Source organism: Nostoc punctiforme PCC 73102, from assembly GCF_000020025.1.
Lineage (GTDB): Bacteria > Cyanobacteriota > Cyanobacteriia > Cyanobacteriales > Nostocaceae > Nostoc > Nostoc punctiforme.
Window position 1 is genome coordinate 5,271,367 of sequence record NC_010628.1, and the last position, 24,557, is coordinate 5,295,923.

Consider the following 24,557-nt stretch of genomic DNA (forward strand, 5'->3'; position numbering starts at 1 on the left):
TACAAATAAAACCCGCCTGCGCGGGTTAAAAAGCCTTAATTTTCTCTAGTTAGCTGAGGCGGACTTTGTTTCTCGAACTACGTTCGCGTCAGCGTGCCGGAGGCTCTATTCAATTCGCCGGGGCTTTTTATTAACGCCAATGTTGGGGTATGTTCAGATTTTCCGGTAGGATTGTTGTGCGATCGCCAAATGCCTGTTCAATCTGCTGTAATTCTAGGTTCTCACATCCGCTCAAGTTTGCCCTAAAGAGATTAGTTTCTTGGAGGTTGGCATCTTGCAGATTAGCTGTACTGAGTAACACGCCTTCTAAGTTGGCCCCAGCAAGTTTTGCGTTTTGCAGGTTACTGCCAATCAGGTTTGCATCTTGGAGGTTGCTACCCTCAAAGTTGGCTTCAAAGAGGTTAGCATCACAAAGAATTGCTCCTTCCAAGTTGGCATCACAAAGAATCGCTCCTACTAAATTAGCATCACAAAGAATTGCCCCTTCCAAGTTGGCATCATAAAAGATTGCCTTCGAGAGGTTTGCTTTTCTGAGAATTACGCCTTGCAAATTGGCTTCTGGAAGGGTTGCCTTCGAGAGGTTGGCTTCATAGAAGACTGACCCACAAAGATTGGTTATTGATAGGTCTGCCTCTGAGAGATTTGCTTGTGTAAAATTTACCCATTGTAAGTTAGCTCCTACGAAAATTGCCTTAGAGAGGTTGGCTTCCGTTAAGTCTGCATTACTGAGGTCTGTATTGCGTAAATCTAGTTTTTGATTTACTGGATCTTTATGTGAATCGCGTCGTCCAATAACAGTTATCGCTGTTTGAATATCTGTAGGAAGTTTTGACGATACCTGTAATTCATCCTCATATTTTTGATTTACCGGAGCATTCTCGCGAATAAAAGCAGCAAGAATTTCCATAATTGTCCAATGGTCTTTGGGAGAATCTTTAGCAATTCGTTCTAAAGCATAAATTGCGGCAAATCGCGTTTCAATTTTTTCATTTCCTAGTTGTTCAATTGCTTTAGAAAAGCGTTCGGGAACAATTTCTTGGGGAGTTGGTTGCTTGTAATTGATACCAGTTACTATGTCGTTATCCCAAGCTAGTGTCCCAGCAAGGATCTGCATTAACAGGCTCTGATTTTCATCCAGAGAGAGTCTGGATGTATAGTAAGCATTAATTATTAATGCTAGCCCTCCAATAATTATCGCAATAGTTGTTAATGCTTGATTGATATATTCTATTTTGTCTTGGTTTGAAAGCCCTTGAATATTTTCAAATAAGGAAAAGATTAGAGTTAAAGAAAAAATAAATATAACTGAGATAAATACCAGCAAAATCGTGAGCCCATTTGTCTTTATGAAAGACATGTTATAAGTCTTCATATTTGACTCCTTACGGAAATAAATTTAGGTTGATTTTAAGAGCATCCGTAAATATCTGATAGCGTACAAACACGGAACTACTTGGCATATACTTAAATCTATTTCATAGAAATTATCTATAAAATATCTGATAACTTATTTTGTAAACATCCTCTGAACAGCGGTTTTTTTGGCTTGTTTGCTGACATGATGAGTGGATTGCTGTGGATAGGCCCAATTAAACCTCGACTGCGGTGGGTGTTGAAGCTTAGTGCAATCGAGGCTTCAGAGGTTGTTTTAAAAGTGTTTCACTGTGAATTTAGACAGGGGGATTTCCGCAATATGTTAACGCAAACCTAAAATTTCGGAAATCGCCGTAACAATATCCAAATAAAAGTTCCCTTTTACTGCGCGAAACAATTCAAATTTAGAATCAGGGGCACCAAAAAATGGTCTAAGAAACCATCCTAACTGCATACCAACAAAGGCATAAAGTAATAACCAGGATCTTAAAATAGTGGTGCGGGTTTTTTTACCGACTTCATCTTGTTGAGAGAGTAATTGCATTCCTTCATATAAAAATTTCACACCAAAGATGCCTGTAATACCAAAAATTAGCACATTCAATAGTTTGAAAAATTGATATGAATCTGGTGTAGTGATGAGAAAAAATAGTGTAACTGGTGCCAAGCTAAATAAAAGTACGCTAATCACTGATACAGATGTGAGTAATACAACGAAATGCTGTAAAACACTGCTCCGAGAACCAAACAAAACATTAAAAAAGAACAAAGTCGGAAAACAAATAATCAGTGTGATTAAATAGAATACTGGAAGTTTAATCGCACCAGATAATGCCTGTGCCCAACTGTGAGATGCACCAATAATTGCTCCATAAAGGGCAAAGAATATAGAACTAGATACAAACAAAGAACTGATTTTATTTTGTAATCTTATTCCCTGACGAATTTCTTCTAAAAAAGACTGGCGATCGCGCAGTAAATTAACCAAGACACCAAATTGTTGAATTCCTCGATTTTGCTTTTTCAGCATAATTTTATAGTTTGTATATTTTGTGAAATTACTAATGACTAATTAACGGAATCCAAAGAGATAGCTAAGAGATTTAATGACGCTCAAATAGAAATTACCTTCTCTTTCACGGAATAGTTCAAAGATAGAACCCGGTGTACCAAAAAACGGTCTGAGAGTCCATCCTAACTGACTACCTACGAAAGCGTAAAGAAATAGCCAAAATTGCAAAATCTTTTGGCGTGTCTTACTACCTTCATCATCTTGTTCTAAAACTAAACTCGTCGCCTGATATAAAGATGAAATACCAATAAATCCAGTTAATGCAAAGATGAATACATTTAACAGAATTAAAAATTGGTAATTATTCGTGGTAATCAAGAAAAATAGGGTGATTGGTGCAAAGCTAAATAAAAGTACGCTTGTGACTGAAACCGCAGTTAATACTAATGCTAAATGCTGTGCAAAAGTCCGCTTGGAACCAAAAATGATGTTAGCAAAAAACAACGTCGGGATACAAATCAAAAGTGTGATTAAATAAAGGGCTGGGAGTTTAATGGCAGAAGACAAAGCCTGCATCCAGCTATGGTATGCACCAATTATTCCACCATACGCAGCGAGAAATAAGGAACTGCAAACCAGCAGAGAAATGATTTTAGTTGGTAATCTCGTACCTTGGCGAATTTCCTCCAGAAAACCTGGGCGATCGCGCAGGAATCCAATCAGGACTGCAAAGTATTTGATTCCTAATGATTTCCGTTCAATCATGTTATCCTCACACAGCTAAAATTCTAAGTTTCATTTGAGTAATCACCGCCAGAACCATACTTCCAGGCATCAATCAAACGATACCAATAATATTGTTGTTCATTTGGTTGATTCTTAATCCATGTTTCTAACATTGGACTCGACCAAAACAAGGCAGTATATACACCTAAATTACCGTAATGTAACGTCCAATCTAATAAACTTCCTAAACCTACTTGCGGAATGATTTTGGCAACTATTCCCGGATGAGATAAACCAGTTTTTAACAGTGTTTGGGTTAGTGCTGAAAACTGCACTATATCCTGTAAAAATGGTTTTAACACTGGTGTACCCAACTGTTGCATTTCTTGAAATACTGCCGAGAGGAGTTGGTTAATTTGATCTGGGGCAATTTTCTGATTTATACCAACACTCATCGCTTTTTGAAACAACCAGGTAACAGTCAGGCTTGGCTGATAGGGTTGCAGCAGTGCTAAAGCTTTTACAGATAATTGTTCTGTTTCTAGCGCTTCGTAAATGCCATAAGTTAAACGCTTCAGGTGACGCACCATTGCCCCAAAACCACCAAAACTCAAGGGAGACTGACTACCACTGCTGTCTCCGGCTGGTAAAATGCGATTCCAAGGGGTTTTGAGAGGACTTTGCCGATAGGTGGGAAAGAAGCCAAATAGCGCTCGTTGAAATTTCAGCTTGCTCAATTCCATTCCCTGATATTCTGGTAAGAGACGCAGATATTCTTCAAATAGACCTTCTAAACTCAAACGTTGGGGATGTGCATCCATGTAGGTAAACAAATAAGTGGTTCTACCATCCCTGGCTGGGAAAGCTTCCCAGAAGTACTGACATTGATTTTGCAAAGGTGTAAATGATAACAACAAGTCGCCTGAGCTATTTTCCGCAAAACCTTGGGCACAACTTCCGACAACTAAGCACAGCGCGTCTGGTTTTTTGCCTTGGCGTGCTTGTTGGCTGATTGGTGAAAGATGTCCCATTGCGTCGATTAATAAACGAGTTTTGAATTGGTTATTTACCATCACCCCATCTGGATGAACCACTGCTTCAGTAAAGGGTGTATTTTCTAACAACTTTCCACCCACGGCGAGAAATCGGGTTTTCAATGTAGCCAGGAGATAAACTGGATCTATACCAATATTCAAAACATCTTCTACCCAAACTTCTGTACCGCCATCAAAACTAACTCGCGCTGGGTTATATTTAGTGGCGATCGCAGTTTCTAATTCATCCTCAGTCAGCAAGTTTAATTCCACAAACACATCTAATTCTTTCCGAGAGATATTCCACTCTTGTTCTCTCCCCCGTAAAATACCCCGTTCCATTAACGCTACCCGCAGTCCCTTCACCGCTAAGGCGCAACCAATTAAAATACCTAAAGTGCCACCGCAGATCAGCACATCGAAATCGACAACGCCTAAAGGTTGTTGATTTTCTTTAACTAACTGTGGTGCGGGTGCGGAGTTTTCGCGCAGAGATGTGAGGATGTGATCGCCTTGACGCAACCCTCCTAAAACATCACCTGGTAATTGGGAAAGAATTTCTTCAGTTAAAGACATTTTGGAAAAATTCAACTCTACATTCCAAAACTACCTGAGAATGAAGAAAGTAGATATGATCGTGACACTCCCACCCGTCCCTTGAGGAACTGGAGACATAAGTATGTCCACTACAAAACCTGTAGAACGTCTGTATACTTTTAAGGAATATCTCACCTACGATGATGGCACTGATAAGCGCTATGAACTTGAGGATGGGGTACTCCTAGAAATGCCTCCAGCCTCAGATTTGCATGAAGCTATCATTACTTTCTTGTTGATCCGCTTCTATTTGGAAATCCAACGACTAGGGTTAGACTGGCAAGTTCGCCCTAGCGGTACTGGCGTTCGTACCTCCGTCAAAAAATCCCGTCTCCCTGATTTAATTGTGATGACTGAAGAACAGCGACAATCTATTCAGGGTAAATGGGCGGTGCTTGAGTTACCTCCACTGTTGACAATAGAAGTGGTTAGCACTGAGTCTGTGAAGCGAGATTATCAAAGGAAACCACTTGAGTATGCAGCCTTTTCTATCCCTGAATACTGGATTGTTGATCCTCTGGAAGCAAAGGTGACAGTCTGCTTGTTGAATCAGGGACGTTATAACCAAACAGTATTCACAGGAAACCAGCAAATATATTCTCCGACTTTCCCTGAGTTAGCACTGACAGCCCAGCAGGTATTAACGGCTTAGGGGGTTTTTATTCAAAAGACCTCACGTTAAATTATCCCAAACCGAATAGTTTAGAAATGGCAGGCAATAATTTATTACCAGCTTCAACCAGTGATGCGATCGCTGGTAAACCTGTAAATATCCCTTTCAACATGGTGATAGCTGTCTTCGCCGTCTTCTGCTTAGTCGATTCTTGGGGATTTTTACCCGCTTCTGCTAAAGCTTGCACTTGTTCTAGCGCCTCAGCTTTCTCTGTTTCTGGCAAATCTGCTGACTGTGAAATTGCTTCTTGCAACTGCGTCAACAACTCTTTAATACCTGGTTTCTCGGCATCTGGTGAATCAGGTAACTGATTTAGGGCAATACTCACATTACCGCTAATGGTTCCCAGATTAGCAACAGAACCACCGCCAGCGATACCGTTAACATTACTGCTACCTTGAATATTGATGCCACTGATATCTGACACGTTAGTATCTCCTTGTGTATAAAATTTTGGCTGCTTGAGAGCAGTATCTACCATATTTTCTAAACTAATAATGCGCTTATCTTTTTCTACCAGCAATAATTGCTGACTCTGGGATAAAGCTTTGAGTTGATTATAATCATCAAAATATTCTGCACTCAGTTGAGATTTATCGCTACCTGCGGCGGTTTTGGCTCTGAGTAAGATTTTATCTTCGCCGCGTTTCTCCATCGCGACGATTTCTAACTCGGCTTCGGGATGGTTTTCGGCAAGGTTTTTGAAGGCTATGGCAATGGCGCGGGGGTCAACGCCTTGATTGTGGTAAAGGTCGAGGGTGTCAAAAATTGGTTTGATAAAATCGGCAAAATCCCCGTCTTTGAAAAACTCTTTTTTATGATCCGGTTTGCGAAGAGGGTCGGGATCTTCTTTGGTGGGTAAGCGCATGAAGATATACTCGCATCTCACCCCATGCAATTTAGTTGTATTTGTAATGCCCCAATCTTCAATGTAAGCTCCAGTAAGTGTTGCACCTGTTAAATCTGTGCCGTCTAGTTGCGTTTGCTTGAGCTTTGCTCTTGACAAATCGGCATCTTGCAAGTTTGCTTCACTGAGGTCAGCGCCTATAAAGCTGGCATCTGCTAGGTTAGCTGCTTGTAGGTTGACACCTCGCAGTGATAGATCATCAAAATTTTTGTTTTGTCCTTGTCCTGTAATTACTAGCTCGCGTACTTGGGGTTTTTCAAGATAAGTTGCATAAACACGAGCAAAATCAAGCTTTTGAGCTTGTAACCAGCAAGCATGAGTTACATTAGCAGATCCAAAATTAGTATTTTTCAGCGTCGCCGCAGTAAAGTTAGCATCTGTTAAATCAGCCATGCGAAAACTTGTACCACCTGTGTTGATGATCGCAGTCTTGAAACACTCGTCAGCTACTGCTATGGAAAAAGGAACTATACCAGCTTCAACCCTGGCTCTAGCAGTAGATATAATTGCGCCTCTAGAGCCAAATACAGCTATGTATATAAACCCCAAAAACGCTAAAAAAATTGGCACACCGCCGACTAAAACAACACTAAATATAGATACAGGGCCAGCTACAACTGCTGAGATAATCAAAGCCAAAATCAAAGCTATAGAACCAGCTATAGTTAAAACCAGATTTGTAGTCAGAGCAACAGCCCAGTTATACCTAGAAGCAACCAGAGCTACGCTGATAACTACCAGTGAAGCTATTAGTAAAGCCACAATTACAGATTTTGATAGTGCGGATGAAACTAATAAGACTGTTACTATTGCTGCACTAATTGCCCAATGCGATTGCAGTCCAGCTTTAGCATGACTGAAGTTTGCCTTTCTCAAGTTGACATTGGTAAAGTTTGCCCCTCGGATGTCGGCATAGCTAAAGTTGGCACCCACAAGGTCTTTTCTACCTTTGAAGTTGCGTCCTCGCAGATTTTGACCGGAGAAGTCTAAAGCCATGTTGCACTTTACGGAGGTGAGCAAATTTTACTACACGCTCACCCCTGTAAATTCAGGAATGGTTACATATTTTCCATTAATGGAGTTCAAAGACTCATTCACGAGTATAAAAAACTCATTAACGGAGTTCAAAAACTCATTCACGAGTATAAAAGACTCATTAACGGAGTTCAAAGACTCATTCACGAGTATAAAAGCCTCGTTAACGGAGTTCAAAGGCTCGTTGACGAGTATAAAAGACTCGTTGACGGAGTTCAAAGGCTCGTTGACGAGTATCAAAACCTCGTTAATGGAGTTCAAAGACTCGTTGACGGAGTTCAAAGACTCATTAATGAACCTCAAAGCCTTCTTAACGAAGCCTTATAACATTTTCTAACCGCCCTTTTAACCTTAGTGGCTGTTTGAAAACTATTTCGCTGTGACTTTAAACACTTTTAGATTCCCCCTAACCTCACTTAAAAAGATAGGAATCGGAATCAAAGTCCCCCTTGAAAAGGGGGATTTAGAGGGATCTAAGACTTTTGATAGCAACAAGAAGACTTTTCAAACATCCACTAAATTTGACTATGCCCTTGCCAAGGTATTTGTATCATTATGACAGTTAAACTCTATTAGCAAATTCCATAATACTGTTGCTTAATAAATAGGGGGTAAAACCCCTCAAGCCTCAAGCTTTTAACTCTGCTAAAGCAAAAAAATACCCCAATTAGAAAATTTAAAAACCTGCCAAAATGGCAACCACACTCTAATTACCCAAGTTAAATTGTACGAAGATAAACGACTTCAAGGGTTTTTATCAGGGACTACCATAAAAGCAAATTAATTTTGTAAAACCCTATTGATTTACTAAATGATTTCCAAGAAACTATCTCTACCAAATTATTTGCAGAGTATTTTTATCGGCAGATAAATATCAATAATTAGGTTTAGCCTTTGCTGCAACAGGAATATTAAATATGTATGGACGTTGTTGTTGAGATACGCATTAGCCCCTAAATAACGGGCAACGTCTGTATACATTCCTGTTCACTTCAGCAGCAAATGGCAGAGTGGGAGTTTGAAAGCTGACTGATATGCTTCCTCCCACTCTTTTTTATTTATAAGACTAGCGCGTGTTTTCAAAGTCTTAGAGGTTGTTTGAAAAGTGTTTCGCTGTGACTTTAGGCACTTTCAGATCCCCCCTAACCCCCCTTGAAAAAGGGGGGAACCAGAGTCAAAGTCCCCCTTTTTAAGGGGGATTTAGGGGGATCTAATTATTATGTTGACTTAGAAGTTGTAGCCAAGTCCTAATTGTAATCCTACATCAGTTTGATCCATAAAAGCAGCATTTACAGCGCCATTTAACGTAAATCTAGAACCGAGAGGAACGTCTACACCACCAGTTAGAAGTAATCCAAAATCAGTATCGAGATTAGCTTCGATCGCTACACCAGCACCTATATAAGGAGATATAAAGAAGGTTCGGTCGCCCACCTCAGCAGAGGCACGAGGGGTAAAATCCAAAGTCAAGGGAACCAAAAACAGTGTATCATCCCCAAACAGTACCGATGGTCTTACTGATATATTACGTGTCAGACCAATTTTACTGATTACTGCAAAGTTACCATCGCTCAAAGCTGTATCGTTGCCGCTCAAACCAATGTTACCAGCAACCCCGATATAGCTAGGTCCACCAAGAGTAGTTCTACCTGGTCTAACACTAGGTGTTGTTCCATCTGCATTTCCTGTTGGTGGTTGATTTAACTGACTGATGTTAACATCAGGCGGGACAAGGACTTGGTTAATTGCATGGATAACACCATTGCTAGCTTTAACATCCGCCTGGATGACTCTGGCATTATTCACTGAGATTTGATTGCTAGCGCGATCGATTTGAATATTTACAGGCTTTTCTTCAGCAGTTTGCAGTTCCCCAGCCGCGAGTTGACTAGAAGTGACTGCACCAGGAACCACATGGTATGTCAAAATCTTAATCAATGCTTGTCTATTTTCTGGTTGCTGTAACTGCTGTAAGGTAGCAGCAGGTAAAGCAGCAAATGCTTGATCGGTGGGAGCGAAGACTGTATAAGGGCCTGGCTGTTGAAGAACATCTGTTAAGCCGGCTGCCTTTAATAAAGAAGTCAGAGTTGTAAGAGAACTACTGGATGAAGCAAGAGTGACAATATCGCTACCAGTTTGAGTCCCACCAACAATATACTGACTAGCTGGAAGATTGCTAGCAATGGGTTGTACTCGTCCCTGTTTAGCCAAAGCTTGATATAAGAGTGCCGCAACTTCAGCACGAGTTAGAGGTTGTTGGGGATTGAGTTGTTTTACATCTGGGTAATTAACAACAATATTAGATTGTGTTGCAGTAGTAACACTGGCAATGGCATACTGCGGGATACTTGAAGCGTCGGTGTAGTAGGTGCTGAGGTCAGTACTGGCTCCGGTGTTACTAGCAGTTAAGCCCAAACCACTCGTTAAAGCAACGATCGCCTGTACCTTGGGTATTTGTTGATTTGGCGAAAACACGTTCCCAGGATAGCCTGCCAAAAATCCAGTTTCGTAGGCGTATTGAATTGGAGAAATTGCCCAATAACCAGCAGGAACATCACGAAATCCACCTGCGCTTAATTGCCGAACTCGGTTTTGGTTAGGGAAAGCTTTTTGAATCAGGGCAGCAAATTCAGCACGAGTCACGGCTTGATTTGGTCTGAAGCTGCCATCAGGAAAGCCAGCAATCACATTATTGTCAGCTAGGGCTTGAATGAAGGGACGCGCCCAATAATCTGAAGAAACATCAGACAAGTTTACTGTTGAAGTTGGCGATGGTGTTGCAGGGGATGGTGTCTCAGATGGAACGGTATTTTGAGATGAAGCTGGGGTAGAAATTACGATGGGAGTTATTGTAGCAGCTGTCATTCCCAGAACTAGTAAAGCAACCCTTGCTGATGGCCAACGAAAAAAACTAAACATAGAAATATCCTCTTTTGAAATTCTTGGATTGATTATTGGAAAATACTGGGTGCAAGGTTAAGTTAATACAAATATCCAGATGAGTGCTTGGTTTACATCGATATATGGATGGGAACCCCAAATACAACCGTTAACTCTGGAAAATCAAAATGTTGGACATTATGAGTAGCTGCTCTGACATCTCATCAAATTTATCCAAATGTTCACCACAAATAGTATTATATTCCTATTTGATTTTTAAAGAACTGCAGATAACACTAATAACGATAATCAGTGATTCTGTGGTAATATCCTACGTTGCAAGAATAAACATCCTTAATCCAGACAGACGATTTTATCAGTTCTAAAATCGCCGTCAAGCAGTAAGAAAATTGGCTTTTAATAGCCGTTTCTTTATAATTACCGACGAGGGTTAATACCGTCAAGCTCAATGCATCAGGATCTTTGATAAGGTTTAAGAAGTAGCAATGTATGTTGACGATATGATGTATTATTAGCCTTTAATCGAGATTATACAACTAACTAATGGCTAGATTACGATAAAAAACTTTCACCCTTTAGATAGTTGTCCTTGATAGAAGAAATTCTCATACTAGACTGGAGATTAGCGATCGCAATCCCAAATTTGGGGCATGATTGCGCCAAGATTTTTACCTCGGAATTATTCTTTTGCAAAAAACAATTTTATGAAAATCAATCCAAGGATAAACTAGGATTTTTAATAAGGTTCACGCAAACCTACACGCGTAAGGGGAATTCATAAATTGCCCCTACCTGAAAATAAAGGTTTCGGGTATTGTTTGCGTAAGTCCTGTTTGAATTTCATAGAAGTGCAACATCTCTTCGCATTTTTAGCCAGTCACAAGCGTTACTTATCTTTGACTTACCAAATCTGCAATTGAGATTATTAATTCAGTTGGTTTTACTGGTTTGGCAAGATGTTTCTGAAAACCAGCTGCTAAAACTCGATTGCGATCGCTTTCTCCTGCATAAGCTGTAAGAGCGATCGCCGGAATTTCCCCTCCCTCTTCCTTTGGCATAGCCCTGAGCAGCTTAATTAGGCTATAGCCATCCATCTCTGGCATTCCTAAATCACTGATTAATACATCAGGTATGGTCTTGACTATGACAGCTAGCGCCTCAGTTACCGATGCTGCAACAGTTGTTAGTGCCCCATTCTGTTGTAGGAAGAAGTGCAAAAATTCCCGTGTATCAGCATCATCATCAACAATCAATATCCGTAGTCCGGCGATCGCTAACGAGTTAAGTTTCTCTCTGCCTTCCCCAGTTTCCTCATCTCCCCTACTCTCTTTCATCACAGGCAGTCTGACAGTAAAAATTGCTCCCTGTCCTTCTCCTGGACTAGCTGCTGTTACAGTTCCACCATGCAACTCTACCAGGTTGCGAACTATTGCTAATCCCAATCCCAGCCCGCCAAATTTTCTGGTTCTACTGCTATCGGCTTGACGAAAATATTCAAATACGTGGGGTAGGAATTCAGGGGAAATCCCTTGTCCAGTGTCTTTAACTTGAATCAGTGCTGAGTGGGAAGCCAATTCCCCACTTGATGAGAGGCTGACTTCCACAGATCCGTTAGGGGGAGTGAACTTGACAGCGTTCGAGAGTAAGTTCCCTACAACTTGCTGTAAGCGATAATAATCCCCCGACACTTTACCAACATTTGGGTCAAGCTGTATTTTGATCTGGATGGATTTGCTTTCTGCGATTAACCGGACTGTTTCTAATGCAGCATCAATTACAGATGCTAGGTTAACAGTGGCAAAAGTCAGGTTCAACTTACCGCGAATAATTCGGGATACATCCAGCAACTCATCAATTAATTTAATCTGCAATTGAGTATTTCTTTCGATGGTTTCTAAGGCTCGATTAGTAGTAGCTTCATCAAATTTGCGGCTTTTGAGTAGCGATGACCAGCCTAAAATTGGGTTGAGGGGCGATCGCAATTCGTGGGAGAGAATGGCGAGAAACTCATCTTTGTTTTGGTTTGCCTGTTTGAGTTCCTCTGTTTGTTGTCTAAGTGTCTGTTCTAATTGCTTCCTTGGGGTTAAGTCCAGAATAAAACAGATCCAAGATGGCGGATCTTTCTCTACCAAAGCCCCACCAATTAGTATGGGAATACGCGAACCATCTTTGCGGATATATTCTTTTTCAAAAGGATTACATACTCCAACCGTTAAAAGTTGCTCTATCCCCTGCTCATCAAGAGCGTGATATTCCGGTGGAGTCATCTGTTTTCTGCGTACCTTACCTGCTAATAGTTCCTCTCGCGTATAACCCACCATTTCTAAAAAAGCCTCGTTCGCCTCAGTAATATGGTCAGGTGTCGCGAACATAATGCCAATAATATTGGAATCAACTAAGCGCCTTAATTGAGTTTCACGCTGGCGCAAATCATTTTCTATTTGTTTGCGTCCAGTAATATCCTGAGCAGTACCCATCATTCGACCTGGCTGATCGTCGGCTTCGTAAAAGACACGACCTTTAGCAGCAATCCAATGAATGCTACCATCAGACCAAAGACTGCGGTATTCAATGTCATACTCAACCTTTTCCTGAAAACAACGAGCGATCGCTTCATTGAGGCGTTGACGATCTTCTGGATGTATGCAGTTGAGGAAAAGCTCATAGCTCATTTCGACTTCTGGGCCTAGTCCAAATAGCTCCTTACATTTCTCTGTCCAAACTAACTCGTTGGTGGTAATATTCCAAAACCACATACCCAGTTCCGCAGCAGAAGTGGCTAACCGAATTCGTTCTTCACTCTCGCGCAGGTTTGTTTCAATTTGCTGGCGATCGCGTAGCGCAGCTTGCTGTTCGCGCAGTATAGCTTGCTGTTCGGTAATATCAGCACTAGCACCAACTACCCTAACTACCTGACCATTTGTATCCCGGACAGCAAAACCCTGGTCTTGCACCCATACATAGCGGCCATCTTTGTGACGGATTCGATACTCAATGCTATAACGGTTGCCATTGGCCATACTAGCCATGAACTGGTTATTAACTCTTTGTTGGTCATCGGGGTGGATGAGTTGTTGCCACCACTCGAAGGTAGGTTCAGCTTCTTGTTGGGTGTAGCCCAAAACCTGGGTTAAACCCTGAGTTCTTTCCACACTACTTCTGTGAATTTCCCAGTCATAGATTAGGCAATTAACCGCCGCAGCTGCTAGCTCAAACCTTTCGTTACTTTGCCGCAGTGAAATTTCTATGTGTCGTCGCTCTGTAATATCAAAAGCAATGCCTAAAAGATATTTCGGGAATCCCTCAACAGTTCTGCTATGTACAGTGTCATAGCTACAAAACCAACGCCACTCTCCATTAACATGTCGAATGCGGTACTCAAAACTGAGGACTTCGCCTGGATGGGCAGAATTAAATCTTTCAAAATAAGTAGGGAGTCGAGCCAAATCTTCAGGGTGTAGAAGTTGGGTAAATAAATCCTTTCCCATTGCCTGGATTTCTGCTGGTGTGTAGCCCCAACCTTGAGCAATTTCGTCATTAACATAAGAATTTCGCTGCTCAATGAGGTCATATATGTAAAGTATCCCCGGTAGAGTACCAGCAATTTGTTGGAACAAACGTTGACTATCCCACAGTTGCTGAGATCCATTTACATCTATAACAGAGGCAAGAGGAACAATACTTTTAGCTTCTGGCTGCAACCAACTTTCTTCTTCAACTTGTTGAGTATCTTCAGTACAGTTACCTTTTTCCTCAAGTTGTGCCTGCTTAAATTCTGTAATATCCAAAAAAGTTGTGACGATCGCAAAGGGAGTGTCTACTCCACCTTGGAACAGAGGTTGTGAAGACAGCAATAGCCAGACTAGCTGACCATTTGGCTTATAAAAGCCACACACCACATTCAAGCAAGGTTTACCTGTTTTCTGAGCAGCGATCGCTGGGTGAGTTTCGTTAGGTAAAGGAGAGCCATCTTCATGAAGAAATTGCCACTTGGAATCGAGCAAGTTCTGCCCTACAAGTTGTTCTGTGGTTAGTCCCAAAATGCGATCGCAAGTTGCATTGCAAGCCTGGATAGTACCATCCGCCAACTGAAGCACCATTCCCTCTTCTCCACTGGCTAAGAGCGAATAATTTGCTTTTTTACTAACTTGCCGATGCAGCAGCTTTTCATTAGCCAGCTGGTTTTGGGACTTTTCCGCGTCTGGCATTCTGTAAAGTTAAATAAATTTAAAGTTAATTTAATATTCAACGGCTTGTACTTACATAAATTTTAGCCTTATTTCTTCCATTTTTAGGCAAAATATTACTATCTAGTCGGCTTTCCCATTTGTCGATAAGTCTAAATTTAGAAAGCTATCCAGGGAAGGGTATTAAGATTATGCCGAATCAACCTCAAGTATAAATAAAGTGATGATTGTTACACGATTAACCTGTACTAATTTTTTAGTTAAAAATTTAAATTTCTTGTGATATATTTCTGTAATCTACAATACCCGTGATGTAGATAATATTGTCGGAGATTTTAAAATTTAGTATTATGTCTAGTCAAGAGCCAAATTCTAATCAAGCATTTCAGCAAACACAGGCTACCGGAACAAGGAAGAAGAGATTACAACCTCCCCCAGACATCAAAAAACCAAAGAAAACCGAATAAAAGCGTTATAGTCCGTTGTAGAGACTTAATTTAAATTAAGTCTCTACAATTGTCTAAAAATAAATCAGCTTATACCAATTCTATGTGAAGCGGCATAAAATCAACCTTGATAAAACAAGGAGCTTAAGCCCCTTGCTCTATACAACGTCAAAAATAATCGGTATTATTTATTTTTCGCTTGAGTCTTTGCCTGTTCTAAAGCTATTTCTTTAATAGCCTGATATGAATTAACATTTGAAGTCCCTTCAATAGCTTTAACTGCCAAATCCTGAACTTGCTTGAGAGCAGATTCAAGTTGTTTAGAAAGATTTTGAATCCGCGTCTCTTGATTAGTAATAGTTTGTTCTAGAGATTGCAATCTTTGTTCATAGAAACGCTTTTGCCCTTCCACTTCCTTAGAATATAAATCTGATTTTACTTTCGCCTGGTAATGGGCGATGCCTTTGCCTTCTTCTATAGCTTTTTTGATAGCTGCTTCTTTGTCTTTCGGGAAAGCCTCTACCTTAGCTTTTAATTCTTCAAATTGTTTCTCTCTCTCAGAAATTGCTTTCTCTCGTTCAGCCCATTGTTTCTCTGTCTCTTGTAGTAATTCTTCTAGTTGTTTATATAGTGCTTTCTGCTCTTGTTCGTATTCGTCACTTTGCAATTGTCGTTGGAGTTCTAAATTATACTTATACTCTGATGCATCGCGTTGTCGAGTTTTCTTCAAGTTTTCATTCCGTTCTTTTATCGCCCGTTGCTGTTCTTCCTGTTCTTTTCCCCAAATATTTCTTTGTTCTAGTATTTCTTGGAATAACACTTCGGAACGCTGGTTATATTCTTCCTGATAAGCTTTTGTATTATCTTCATAAGATTGGATGAGAGTATCCAAGATATCATCAGAAATTTCTAAATTGTGCAACTGTGTTAATTGTTGGATTTCTTCTTCTAAATTTCGCCTTATTTCTTCTAAATTAGAGGCTTTTGTGGTTAGCTGTTCCGATAATTCATTAGCAGCACTGCCAAAACCTAATTGAATCTTTGCCAAGCTTTCAATTGTATTGTTCATCTTCTGTTGGACGCTAGAAAGCTGATTCATAGCTATTTTTTGTTCTAATTTAGGCTGTTCTTTAGTTCCAGACTGGTTTTCTTTGGCAACTTTTTCAAGTTCCGATTTCAGTGCTGCTTTTTCTTTAGCTAACTCCTCAAACGCCTGAAGAATTTCTACTTTAGTATTCTTATCAGTCGGCTTTTTCACCACCACAACAAACCTCCTCTTCAGGAATTAAAAATGGTTAAGATGCTACGGACTCGTAACTATTTAGGGTTAGAACTACCAAAAGCCCTCATAGCTAAGTCTTGTGCTTGTTTTAATGCAGTTTGCAATTGAGCAGAGATACCTTCTATTTGCTCAGACTGTTTTTTAATTGTTTCTTCCAAAGATTGAATTTTTTGCTCATAACTCTGTTTGTTAGATTCCCATTCTCTCTCAAATAAATCAGCCTCAATTTTAGCTTTTTGACTTGTTTCTTTAATTGCTTCTTCTCTAGCTTTCTTTACGGCTTCTTCCAGTTCGTTAGGAAATGTAGTTACCTTTTGTTCATAGTCTGCAAACAGTGGTTGGCGTTCAGCGAATATCTTTTCTCGTTCTGCCCAATCTTTCTCTTTCTTTTGAGAATTTTCTTGTATTTCCCTTTGTTGTTGGCGTTTTACCGCTTCGTAGCTATCTGTATTGAGTTTACGAGTAGTTTCTAACTTATATTGAGATTCTTCTTGTTCTTGCTGGCGCTCTTTGATTAATAAATCGTTATATTCTTGGAGTTTTTCTTCATACTCAGCTTGCTCTTTTTGCCATTCTTTACGCCTAGTTGTAATTTCTTTTTCTAGTGCTTCCCTTTTACTAATAGTATCTTGCTCTAAAGTTTTTAATTTTTCTTGATGTTCTTGACTTAAAATGTCTAGAGTATCCGCTACAACTCTGATTTGTTGAAGCTCTTGTAAGCGTTGAGTTTCAATTTCTATAGCTCGGTTCAATTCATCTAACTTAGAATTTTCCTGAGCTAGTTTTTCAGATAACGCATTGAGAATACTGCCAAACTCCAATTGTAAATCAGCTAAACCTTTGACAATACTATCAACCGTATATGTAGAAGCTGCTTGCAGAATTTCTTGACTTTTTGCCTTGTCTGCTTCCTCTTGTTTGGTTGCTATTTTAGATTCCAGCTTTTTTCTTTGGATAATAATTTGTTGAAATGCTTGCATTAGTTGTTGTTTGCTGTCCTTGACTCCAACTGTAGTCATCTTCCAACTCCCTTCAATAGGCAAATGATTTATTGGGTAGCAAGCCATACCAATGACTACCCTATGCAGACATCAGAGTAGCCTTTAAATCAACATTTTTCACGCAGTGTAAATACTGAAATGATTGATATAGGACACTTAGATGGTACGAATTTTCCACAGTTATGTCCTTCTATTTTTCAGGTATAGTTTTCCCTTTGGGACGTACTAGTACTTTTGTACTAAAATAAATATACTTAACCTCATCTCTTCTTGTCAAGATAATGCTTTATATAATTGCGGCACCCAACAAAGTATTAAAAGCCGACAATCATATTAATTTAGGAGGATGATGTTGAATGTGTTACTTTTTGTAAAGAAAATCTAAAAGAATTAACCCTAGCAGAAGCGCCGTCGCACTAAGGCGAGATAATAAGTTTAATCATGCTAATTGATACAAGCACAGTCCCAGACTTTTGTGATATCAATGTATACCACTGAATCGACCAAATACTCTGCCAGAACGGAAATTGGACAAACCAGCCGTATTCTAGTAGTAGAAGATGAAGAATTAATCCAGGAAATGCTAGCTGTAGCCCTGGAAGAAGAAGGTTACGGGGTGATAACTGCACCCGATGGGCGATCTGCTATAGAGTATCTCAAAAGTTTTGAAACCAACTCAGGGGAAGTTCCCTTTGATTTGATCATTCTTGATTTGATGCTGCCACAAATCAATGGGCTAGATATATGCCGTTTGCTGCGTCATCAAGGAAACCCAGTTCCGATTTTAATGCTCAGTGCTAAGGGTAGTGAAACTGACCGCGTTCTGGGGTTAGAGGTGGGAGCAGATGACTACCTGACCAAACCTTTTAGTATGCGCGAGTTAGTGGCTCGTTGCCGCGCTTTACTCCGCCGCCAACGCCTAAGTAATTTACCACAACTACCAGTATTAAAATTCAAAGATGTTACTTTGAATCCTCAAGAATGTCGGGTGCTGGTTCGTGGTCAAGAGGTGAGCCTTTCACCTAAAGAGTTCCGCTTGCTGGAATTGTTTATGAGTTATGCCCGGAGGGTATGGTCGCGGGAACAATTACTAGATCAGGTTTGGGGGCCAGATTTCGTTGGTGATAGTAAAACTGTAGACGTTCATATTCGCTGGTTGCGCGAAAAATTAGAGCAAGACCCCAGTCATCCCGAATATATTGTGACTGTACGAGGTTTTGGCTATAGGTTTGGATAATTAGTTTAGATAGTTGTTAGTTTTTAGTAGTCACCAACAAACTAACAACTCAAATGCTTTTATTGGGATTTTTTCTGGGTTTAGCAGTAGGCATTGGGTTTTGGATTTGGCAACAGGTTCAACTTAACCGCTACCTGGGGCGCTTATTCCGACCGTTAACCTCGCATTCTTCCAAGAAGGGACTGCTGCTGATTCCTGGGTTATGGCAGGAAATAGCGATGGTGAAACAGCAACGCCAAGATTTGCAGCAATCATTGCAAACTTACCAAGACTTGCTAGATTTTGCACCAGTGGGATATTTGCAGGTAGATGAGGAAAATCAACTGCTGTGGTGTAATCGGCAGGCGCAGGAAATTTTGTATCTGCAAAGGTGGCAACCAGAAGAAATACGTTTACTACTAGAGTTAGTACGGTCTTACGAACTTGACCATTTAATTGAGCAAACTCGCGATCGCCAAAAACCACAGACGGGAGAATGGATATTTCATCCATCTTGTGATGATGCGGCAGAGATGCCAACACTAAAATCTCTGGCTTTGCGGGCATCTAGTTTGCCTTTACCTAATGGACAAGTAGGAGTATTTTTAGAAAATCGTCAACCCCTATTAGATATAAATCAAGTACGCGATCGCTCTTTTTCCGATTTAGCCCACGAACTCAGAACGCCCTTGACTTCGATTCGCTTGGTGGTGGAAACTTTACAAATTCGCTTGGAACCACCTCTAAATCGCTGGGTTAACCGTTTGATGCAGGAAGTCGATCGGCTGATTAACTTAGTGCAAAGCTGGTTAGACCTCACCCAAATGGAAGCAAACCCAACCATGCAATTGCAAGCCAAAGCTGTAGAATTGCGATCGCTAATTACATCTGTTTGGGAAACACTAGAACCTCTAGCACAGCGCCACCATCTATCTCTTTCTTATTCTGGCCCAGAAAATCTTTGGATTAAAGCAGATCAAGCCCGGATTTTTCAAGTTTTTCTCAACTTGCTAGACAACAGTATTAAATACAGTCCTCCTTCTACAAGTATTCGTGTTGAAGCGAAAATCTTATCAACAAAAAATAATGATGCTACTTCTCCAATTCTAGAAATAAATCTTATTGATTCTGGAGTCGGGTTTTCTGAGGCAGATTTACCCCACGTTTTTGAGCGATTTTATCGAGGAGATAAGGCACGAACCCATTCTCCACAAGATAGTAACTCCATCGGGGCGATCGTTGGCAATGGATTAGGATTAGCGATCGTCGAGCAAATTCTGATCGCCCACGGTGGCTCAATCAAAGCTATGAACCATCCAGAGACCGGTGGTGCGTGGATGCAACTTCAATTTCCTGAAGTTATGGCAAACTCCTTAAGCCAAGACTATAGTTAGTAATATCTTCACCTTTAAGACAACAAGTGTGAAAGCTGTCCATTATGGTTCCAATCCTCAAAGACCCGAACTAGCACGCGCCATTAGGCGCTTAGAACGGGACGTATTACGCATGGGTGCTTTGGTAGAACAATCATTTCGCCTCAGCCACCAAGCGTTATTTGCTCGTAACTTAACAGCAGCTGAGGAACTTCCTCTATTAGATAAAAAGATTGATCGCTTTTATCGTCAAATCGAATCAGACTGTACGGCGATTATGACGCTGCAAGCGCCTACGGCTCAAGATTTGCGCTGCTTGAGTGCCTTTATGCAACTGGTGCGAGACTTAGAGCGCATTGGCGATTATGCTGAAGATTTAGCTGAGATTGCGATTAAAATTTTTCCTTATGCGCCTCATACGTGTTTATCTGAAATTGAAGCCATGTCCCTTCACGCGCAGGCAATGCTAGCAACTAGCTTGAAGGCTTTGGGAGATTTCGATGAAGGCGGTGGTCGACGTTTAAAGCACCTAGATGATACTGTAGACGATGCTTACGATCGCGTTTATCAAACTTTAGCCCAACAACGGGATGTACCTGGTGTAGTCGAGCCAATTGTGCTGCTAGCACTGGCAATTCGTTGTCTAGAACGGATGGCAGATCATGCAACTAATATCGGTCAGAGGGTGGCATATATTGTCACCGGTCAACGCTCTTAATTGACGGTTCATGAGTCCATAGAGTCCATAGGCTAAAGCCACTACCCATAGCTTCCCGATAAATTGGGTGGATTTTGACTTTGGTTCCCCTCTGCTTTCTAAGGCTATCCATTAACCGGATCTGTCTTAACATTTGCCAGAGCGATCGCTCTTGTTTTTCTAACCCTCATTACTTCGCCGTTAATTCTCAATAAAAACACAGTTCTAGCAAGAATATTAAGCGCAAATTTGTCAAGTATGCCTAACACCTAAGTCTCTGAGATACTTACAAAAGAAGGGTTAAAAGATTACAAAAAAAGACGTGGGTAACGCATAGCTTTTTAAGTGCAGAACTGTCTTAGCCTACAAGGATTTTGCATAACGAGTACTGAATAACGATAAAATATTGGGCTTTTATAGTTGGTAAATTATAGGTATTAAATTTTAATTGTTACCATTAAAATTAGCGAGAATAATTATAAATCTATATGAACAGTTAGAAAAATTATTTACTGTTTAATTATAAAAATAGTAGCTTCTGATTCAATTTTTCATCGGCTTTTTTAGAGCTTGGATATCACGTACAAGCCAAAATATAATTACTGCTAGAGTTGGTACAACCGTTAAAAAATCGCACAGTCGAATACCTCGTAATAGATAGTTAAAAACAGTACTGCTAATACAGAAGACGATGGTAGTAATCACGAATCTTTTTGAATTAGAATCTATGTTTAAAGCTACGACTGCCAACAGCACAGAGGAATACCAAGAGCAATACCAAGGAGCAGCAAACAAAAATAATATTAAGGTAATCCATCCTATATTTATAGTAAAAGTAGTTTCAGAATACTTTTTTTTCAAAAATGGTTTTACCAGAATAATCAAGTAAGAAACTACAAATATAGAAAAGATTATAGGTTTTAATGTTGAGAATACGGTTTCTTGAAAAGTTGCAGGAAGGTTTAGAATGTTCAAACTTAGTACATTCTTAATAAAACCATATAATGAACCACCTACTCTGTCTTTAACGCCAGGATTGAAAAGGCTTGTCCAAGCATCGACTGAAGGTAAAGCTATCAGAGAAGTTGCAAAAATTATAGCTACAGAGATAAAAATAGCACTAAATAGAATTTTCCAACGTTGTTGCTTAATCAAATAAACAAAAATTAGGGGCAACCAAACAATTGGTAATGTTTTAATTAGAAAACCAATCCAAGCTGTAACAATCGCAGCTATATAATTATAGTTTTTAAGGCATATTATTAAAATAATTAAAATGGTAGAAATTAAAACATCTATATGGGCATTCGTAATCTGCTCGTACACAAGTAATGGGCTAAGTAAATATGCAATTGTTACATTAGCTTTATGAGGAGAGTTTTTTAAATGCCCCCAAATTAAGTAGCTATTTAATATATGGAATAAAAGACAGATTAATTTAAATGCATAAATTCCTAAACTAGGAGTAATTGCAACGAAAAGACCGGAAAACATAAAAAATAGTTGAGATATAGGCCCATAAGTAGAAGTCTGTTTCCAAATAAGAAATGGAGACAATTCTGAGGTAAATGCGCTTGCAGGATTCAGAAAAGGGTTAATTCCATTTAAATACATCAAACCATAATGTACATACAAATTTATATCAGTAGTTATTGGATAACCTGCAAAGGCAATTAACAGAAAAAATGAACTATTCTTTAAAATTTTTATAAAGGTTATATCTTTTTTGTTATTTCTGTTTATTATTAGCCAAGCAATATATATAATATTTAAACAAATGAATTCTATACCCGTTCTTATTTGGTCAAAGGGGTTAGGAAAATCAGGTAAATATCGACCAGTGGAATTACCTAAAGCCTCAAGATAAAAAGAATAAGCTCTAATTGCTAATTCTCCACATAATAGTAATGAAAAGAATATGGCTAAACTTAATAATATTTTGTTTTTCTTAGTATTAGATAAATTGTTTGCGTTTAGTAGAAACATAAAAAATCCATCATTAACAATATAAAATGCTTTAGAACAGGTATTTAAACCCTAACTTAAACTGAAGTTATGTGTTGACTTTGCGGGTATTAAACACTTCAAACCATCAAATTTTCCCTTGTATTATAATTATAAATAATGATATTTGTTTGCCATTGAAGAATTTTATGCAATTAAATGCATGTAAACTCAATAGTACTATAAAGTTACATAGGAAACTTGAACATCTTCATGATTACTTGCAAAACTCAAAAAAATAATATAGCAATCATAAATCATTCATGAGATGTATAGCAATTTTAAACCATTCCTGATAAAATACAATACTGAAAAAGCAACTAAAGTCATGTTTGCGACTAAGTACAGGGTGTGTCATGTGGATAAAATCAATAACAAAGTTTATTGAAAGCAGCCAAGATAATGGTGATATTAAACGAGCAAATGCAGTTAATATGCCACTCTGTGGATACAGTTATGGGGCAATAATGCCAATATTGGGTATTTCGAGTTGTTTCATCAGTAAATGGAAAAAATCATTTTTTCAAATGGGACTGAAGGTTTAAAGCTTGCACGTAAAGGAAGTTATGGACTTCTGAATATATAAAACGTGCAGAGATAATAGACAAGGGTTTTAAACCCACCTCCGTTCATAAGGCAGGAGGCAGATATCAAACTTTTCAGAACATCTAAACTGTAACAAAAAACTTTGGCTAACCAGGTTCAGTCAATAAAGCGCGCAGATGTTCAACTCTATTTCCTTTAGTCTTTACAGATAAATGTGAAATTATGAAGACAAACTCATCCAACTCGCTGTTAGCAGTACCAACAGGCCCACTAAAGATTTCAGAGTTGCCCCCTAATAATGTGGGTACAAGTGGTGAATCTATCCATTTATCTCTAGTAATTCCCACTTATAAAGAGCGTGACAACATCCAAAATGTGGTCAGTATATTGAGTCAGTTACTGGATGAATCAATTCCAGGAAACTATGAACTAATTGTGGTAGACGATGATAGCCCAGACCGAACTTGGGAGATAGCACAATCCCTGACAACAGAATACCCTCAATTGCGGGTGATGCGACGAGAACAAGAACGGGGGCTGTCTTCGGCAGTGATTCGTGGGTGGCAAGCAGCTACGGGAAGTGTGTTAGGGGTGATTGATGGAGATTTGCAGCATCCGCCAGAGGTGCTGATGCAACTTTTGCGTAGTGTTGAGCAGGGAGCGGATTTGGCAGTAGCTAGTCGTCATGTTGAAGGAGGCGGTGTTAGTAGCTGGAGTGTTGTCAGGCGTTTATTGTCTCGTGGCGCTCAATTATTAGGCTTGGTTATTTTACCGGGAGTACTGGGCAGAGTTTCTGACCCTATGAGTGGTTATTTTATGGTGCGCCGAAGTGCGATCGCTAATGCAACACTCAATCCAGTGGGATACAAAATTCTCTTAGAAGTAATTGGCCGGGGAAAGGTAGATGAAGTTGCCGAAGTTGGATATGTATTTTGTGAACGCAAAGAGGGTGAAAGCAAAGTTACATGGAAACAATACATAGATTACATTCACCATTTAGTAAGGTTACGGCTAACCGGAGGTAATAAAAAACAAAAACTTACTCAACAAACGGGTTTCCCCATTGGCCGATTTATCCGCTTTGGCTTAGTAGGACTGAGTGGGGTATTTGTGGATATGACAATTCTTTATTTACTCAGCGATCCCACTACCTTGGCTTGGCCTCTAACACGCAGCAAAATTATGGCTGGTGAAATTGCGATTTTAAATAATTTTTTGTGGAATGACGCTTGGACATTTGCTGATGTCAGCGCTAGACAGCAAGAATGGCATCAACGCCTAAAGCGGTTTTTGAAGTTCAACGCTATTTGCCTGGCTGGATTGGTATTGAATGTACTGGTATTAAATTTGGTATTCAATTTTCTTATTCCTAACCGTTATATTGCCAACTTTATTGCGATCGCAGTTGCTACTATCTGGAATTTCTGGATTAATTTGAAACTTAGCTGGCGCGTCACCGAAGTAAAATAATCACAACGAGATTTTGATTTTTGCCTTTAGAACGAACTTAAATTTCAGGATAAAGGTAATATTGTAGTAAAAAACG

15 protein-coding genes are annotated in these 24,557 nt (G+C 39.7%); 5 read left to right on the plus strand and 10 right to left on the minus strand.

Annotated features, from left to right (window positions below):
* Positions 1-130 precede the first annotated feature (130 nt).
* The 4 genes from NPUN_RS21220 to NPUN_RS21235 all read right to left on the minus strand — a co-directional run bounded on the left by NPUN_RS21220 (position 131) and on the right by NPUN_RS21235 (position 4,722).
* Positions 131-1,357, minus strand: a complete 1,227-nt coding sequence (locus NPUN_RS21220) for a pentapeptide repeat-containing protein (RefSeq protein ID WP_041565547.1) — start codon at positions 1,355-1,357, stop codon at positions 131-133.
* A 339-nt stretch (positions 1,358-1,696) separates the two neighbouring features.
* Positions 1,697-2,404, minus strand: coding sequence for a hypothetical protein (locus tag NPUN_RS21225; RefSeq protein WP_012410547.1), 708 nt, complete (start codon positions 2,402-2,404; stop codon positions 1,697-1,699).
* A gap of 42 nt (positions 2,405-2,446) precedes the next feature.
* Entirely contained in the window at positions 2,447-3,151 is a 705-nt protein-coding gene (locus tag NPUN_RS21230) for a hypothetical protein (protein ID WP_012410548.1), read from the minus strand.
* 23 nt (positions 3,152-3,174) lie between these two features.
* A complete protein-coding gene (locus NPUN_RS21235) occupies positions 3,175-4,722 on the minus strand; it encodes an FAD-dependent monooxygenase family protein (RefSeq protein ID WP_012410549.1) in 1,548 nt (515 codons plus the stop codon).
* Positions 4,723-4,825: 103 nt separating this feature from the next.
* Here NPUN_RS21235 and NPUN_RS21240 point away from each other — a divergent pair, with 103 nt between their 5' ends.
* Positions 4,826-5,395 carry a Uma2 family endonuclease gene (locus NPUN_RS21240; RefSeq protein WP_012410550.1) on the plus strand — a complete coding sequence of 190 codons (570 nt, stop codon included), beginning with the start codon at positions 4,826-4,828 and terminating at the stop codon, positions 5,393-5,395.
* Positions 5,396-5,426: 31 nt separating this feature from the next.
* Here the strand turns inward: NPUN_RS21240 and NPUN_RS21245 are convergent, their stop codons facing one another.
* The 5 genes from NPUN_RS21245 to NPUN_RS21270 all read right to left on the minus strand — a co-directional run bounded on the left by NPUN_RS21245 (position 5,427) and on the right by NPUN_RS21270 (position 17,193).
* Complete coding sequence (locus tag NPUN_RS21245) at positions 5,427-7,319, minus strand: pentapeptide repeat-containing protein (RefSeq protein ID WP_012410551.1); 1,893 nt, start codon at positions 7,317-7,319, stop codon at positions 5,427-5,429.
* Positions 7,320-8,585: 1,266 nt separating this feature from the next.
* Positions 8,586-10,277 carry a fasciclin domain-containing protein gene (locus NPUN_RS21255; protein ID WP_012410552.1) on the minus strand — a complete coding sequence of 564 codons (1,692 nt, stop codon included), beginning with the start codon at positions 10,275-10,277 and terminating at the stop codon, positions 8,586-8,588.
* An 872-nt stretch (positions 10,278-11,149) separates the two neighbouring features.
* Complete coding sequence (locus NPUN_RS21260; RefSeq protein ID WP_012410553.1) at positions 11,150-14,467, minus strand: PAS domain-containing protein; 3,318 nt, start codon at positions 14,465-14,467, stop codon at positions 11,150-11,152.
* A gap of 609 nt (positions 14,468-15,076) precedes the next feature.
* Entirely contained in the window at positions 15,077-16,156 is a 1,080-nt protein-coding gene (locus tag NPUN_RS21265; protein WP_012410554.1) for a coiled-coil domain-containing protein, read from the minus strand.
* Between the two features lie 53 nt (positions 16,157-16,209).
* The gene (locus tag NPUN_RS21270; protein WP_041565548.1) at positions 16,210-17,193 is read right to left on the minus strand and encodes a coiled-coil domain-containing protein; all 984 of its coding nucleotides are present in this window, start codon (positions 17,191-17,193) and stop codon (positions 16,210-16,212) included.
* 466 nt (positions 17,194-17,659) lie between these two features.
* On the opposite strand from NPUN_RS21270, the gene NPUN_RS21275 reads away from it, so the two are divergent.
* The 3 genes from NPUN_RS21275 to phoU are packed head-to-tail and all read left to right on the plus strand — an operon-like array spanning position 17,660 to position 20,482.
* The gene (locus tag NPUN_RS21275) at positions 17,660-18,412 is read left to right on the plus strand and encodes a winged helix-turn-helix domain-containing protein (protein WP_012410556.1); all 753 of its coding nucleotides are present in this window, start codon (positions 17,660-17,662) and stop codon (positions 18,410-18,412) included.
* Between the two features lie 53 nt (positions 18,413-18,465).
* Complete coding sequence (locus NPUN_RS21280; RefSeq protein ID WP_012410557.1) at positions 18,466-19,785, plus strand: sensor histidine kinase; 1,320 nt, start codon at positions 18,466-18,468, stop codon at positions 19,783-19,785.
* A gap of 28 nt (positions 19,786-19,813) precedes the next feature.
* Complete coding sequence (phoU, locus tag NPUN_RS21285; protein ID WP_012410558.1) at positions 19,814-20,482, plus strand: phosphate signaling complex protein PhoU; 669 nt, start codon at positions 19,814-19,816, stop codon at positions 20,480-20,482.
* A 522-nt stretch (positions 20,483-21,004) separates the two neighbouring features.
* Here phoU and NPUN_RS21290 read toward each other — a convergent pair.
* Positions 21,005-22,447 (minus strand): MptA/MptB family glycosyltransferase, encoded by a 1,443-nt coding sequence (locus NPUN_RS21290; protein WP_012410559.1) that lies wholly within the window; start codon positions 22,445-22,447, stop codon positions 21,005-21,007.
* A gap of 786 nt (positions 22,448-23,233) precedes the next feature.
* Here NPUN_RS21290 and NPUN_RS21300 point away from each other — a divergent pair.
* Positions 23,234-24,481 carry a glycosyltransferase gene (locus NPUN_RS21300; protein ID WP_012410560.1) on the plus strand — a complete coding sequence of 416 codons (1,248 nt, stop codon included), beginning with the start codon at positions 23,234-23,236 and terminating at the stop codon, positions 24,479-24,481.
* The last annotated feature ends 76 nt before the right edge of the window (positions 24,482-24,557 follow it).

What these genes read in the sequence shown, in the direction of transcription:
- NPUN_RS21220 (WP_041565547.1), bottom strand. Translation starts at nt 1,357, where the DNA reads ATGTCTTTCATAAAGACAAATGGGCTCACGATTTTGCTGGTATTTATC.
- NPUN_RS21225 (WP_012410547.1), bottom strand. Translation starts at nt 2,404, where the DNA reads ATGCTGAAAAAGCAAAATCGAGGAATTCAACAATTTGGTGTCTTGGTT.
- NPUN_RS21230 (WP_012410548.1), bottom strand. Translation starts at nt 3,151, where the DNA reads ATGATTGAACGGAAATCATTAGGAATCAAATACTTTGCAGTCCTGATT.
- NPUN_RS21235 (WP_012410549.1), bottom strand. Translation starts at nt 4,722, where the DNA reads ATGTCTTTAACTGAAGAAATTCTTTCCCAATTACCAGGTGATGTTTTA.
- NPUN_RS21240 (WP_012410550.1), top strand. Translation starts at nt 4,826, where the DNA reads ATGTCCACTACAAAACCTGTAGAACGTCTGTATACTTTTAAGGAATAT.
- NPUN_RS21245 (WP_012410551.1), bottom strand. Translation starts at nt 7,319, where the DNA reads ATGGCTTTAGACTTCTCCGGTCAAAATCTGCGAGGACGCAACTTCAAA.
- NPUN_RS21255 (WP_012410552.1), bottom strand. Translation starts at nt 10,277, where the DNA reads ATGTTTAGTTTTTTTCGTTGGCCATCAGCAAGGGTTGCTTTACTAGTT.
- NPUN_RS21260 (WP_012410553.1), bottom strand. Translation starts at nt 14,467, where the DNA reads ATGCCAGACGCGGAAAAGTCCCAAAACCAGCTGGCTAATGAAAAGCTG.
- NPUN_RS21270 (WP_041565548.1), bottom strand. Translation starts at nt 17,193, where the DNA reads ATGACTACAGTTGGAGTCAAGGACAGCAAACAACAACTAATGCAAGCA.
- NPUN_RS21275 (WP_012410556.1), top strand. Translation starts at nt 17,660, where the DNA reads ATGTATACCACTGAATCGACCAAATACTCTGCCAGAACGGAAATTGGA.
- NPUN_RS21280 (WP_012410557.1), top strand. Translation starts at nt 18,466, where the DNA reads ATGCTTTTATTGGGATTTTTTCTGGGTTTAGCAGTAGGCATTGGGTTT.
- NPUN_RS21290 (WP_012410559.1), bottom strand. Translation starts at nt 22,447, where the DNA reads ATGTTTCTACTAAACGCAAACAATTTATCTAATACTAAGAAAAACAAA.
- NPUN_RS21300 (WP_012410560.1), top strand. Translation starts at nt 23,234, where the DNA reads ATGAAGACAAACTCATCCAACTCGCTGTTAGCAGTACCAACAGGCCCA.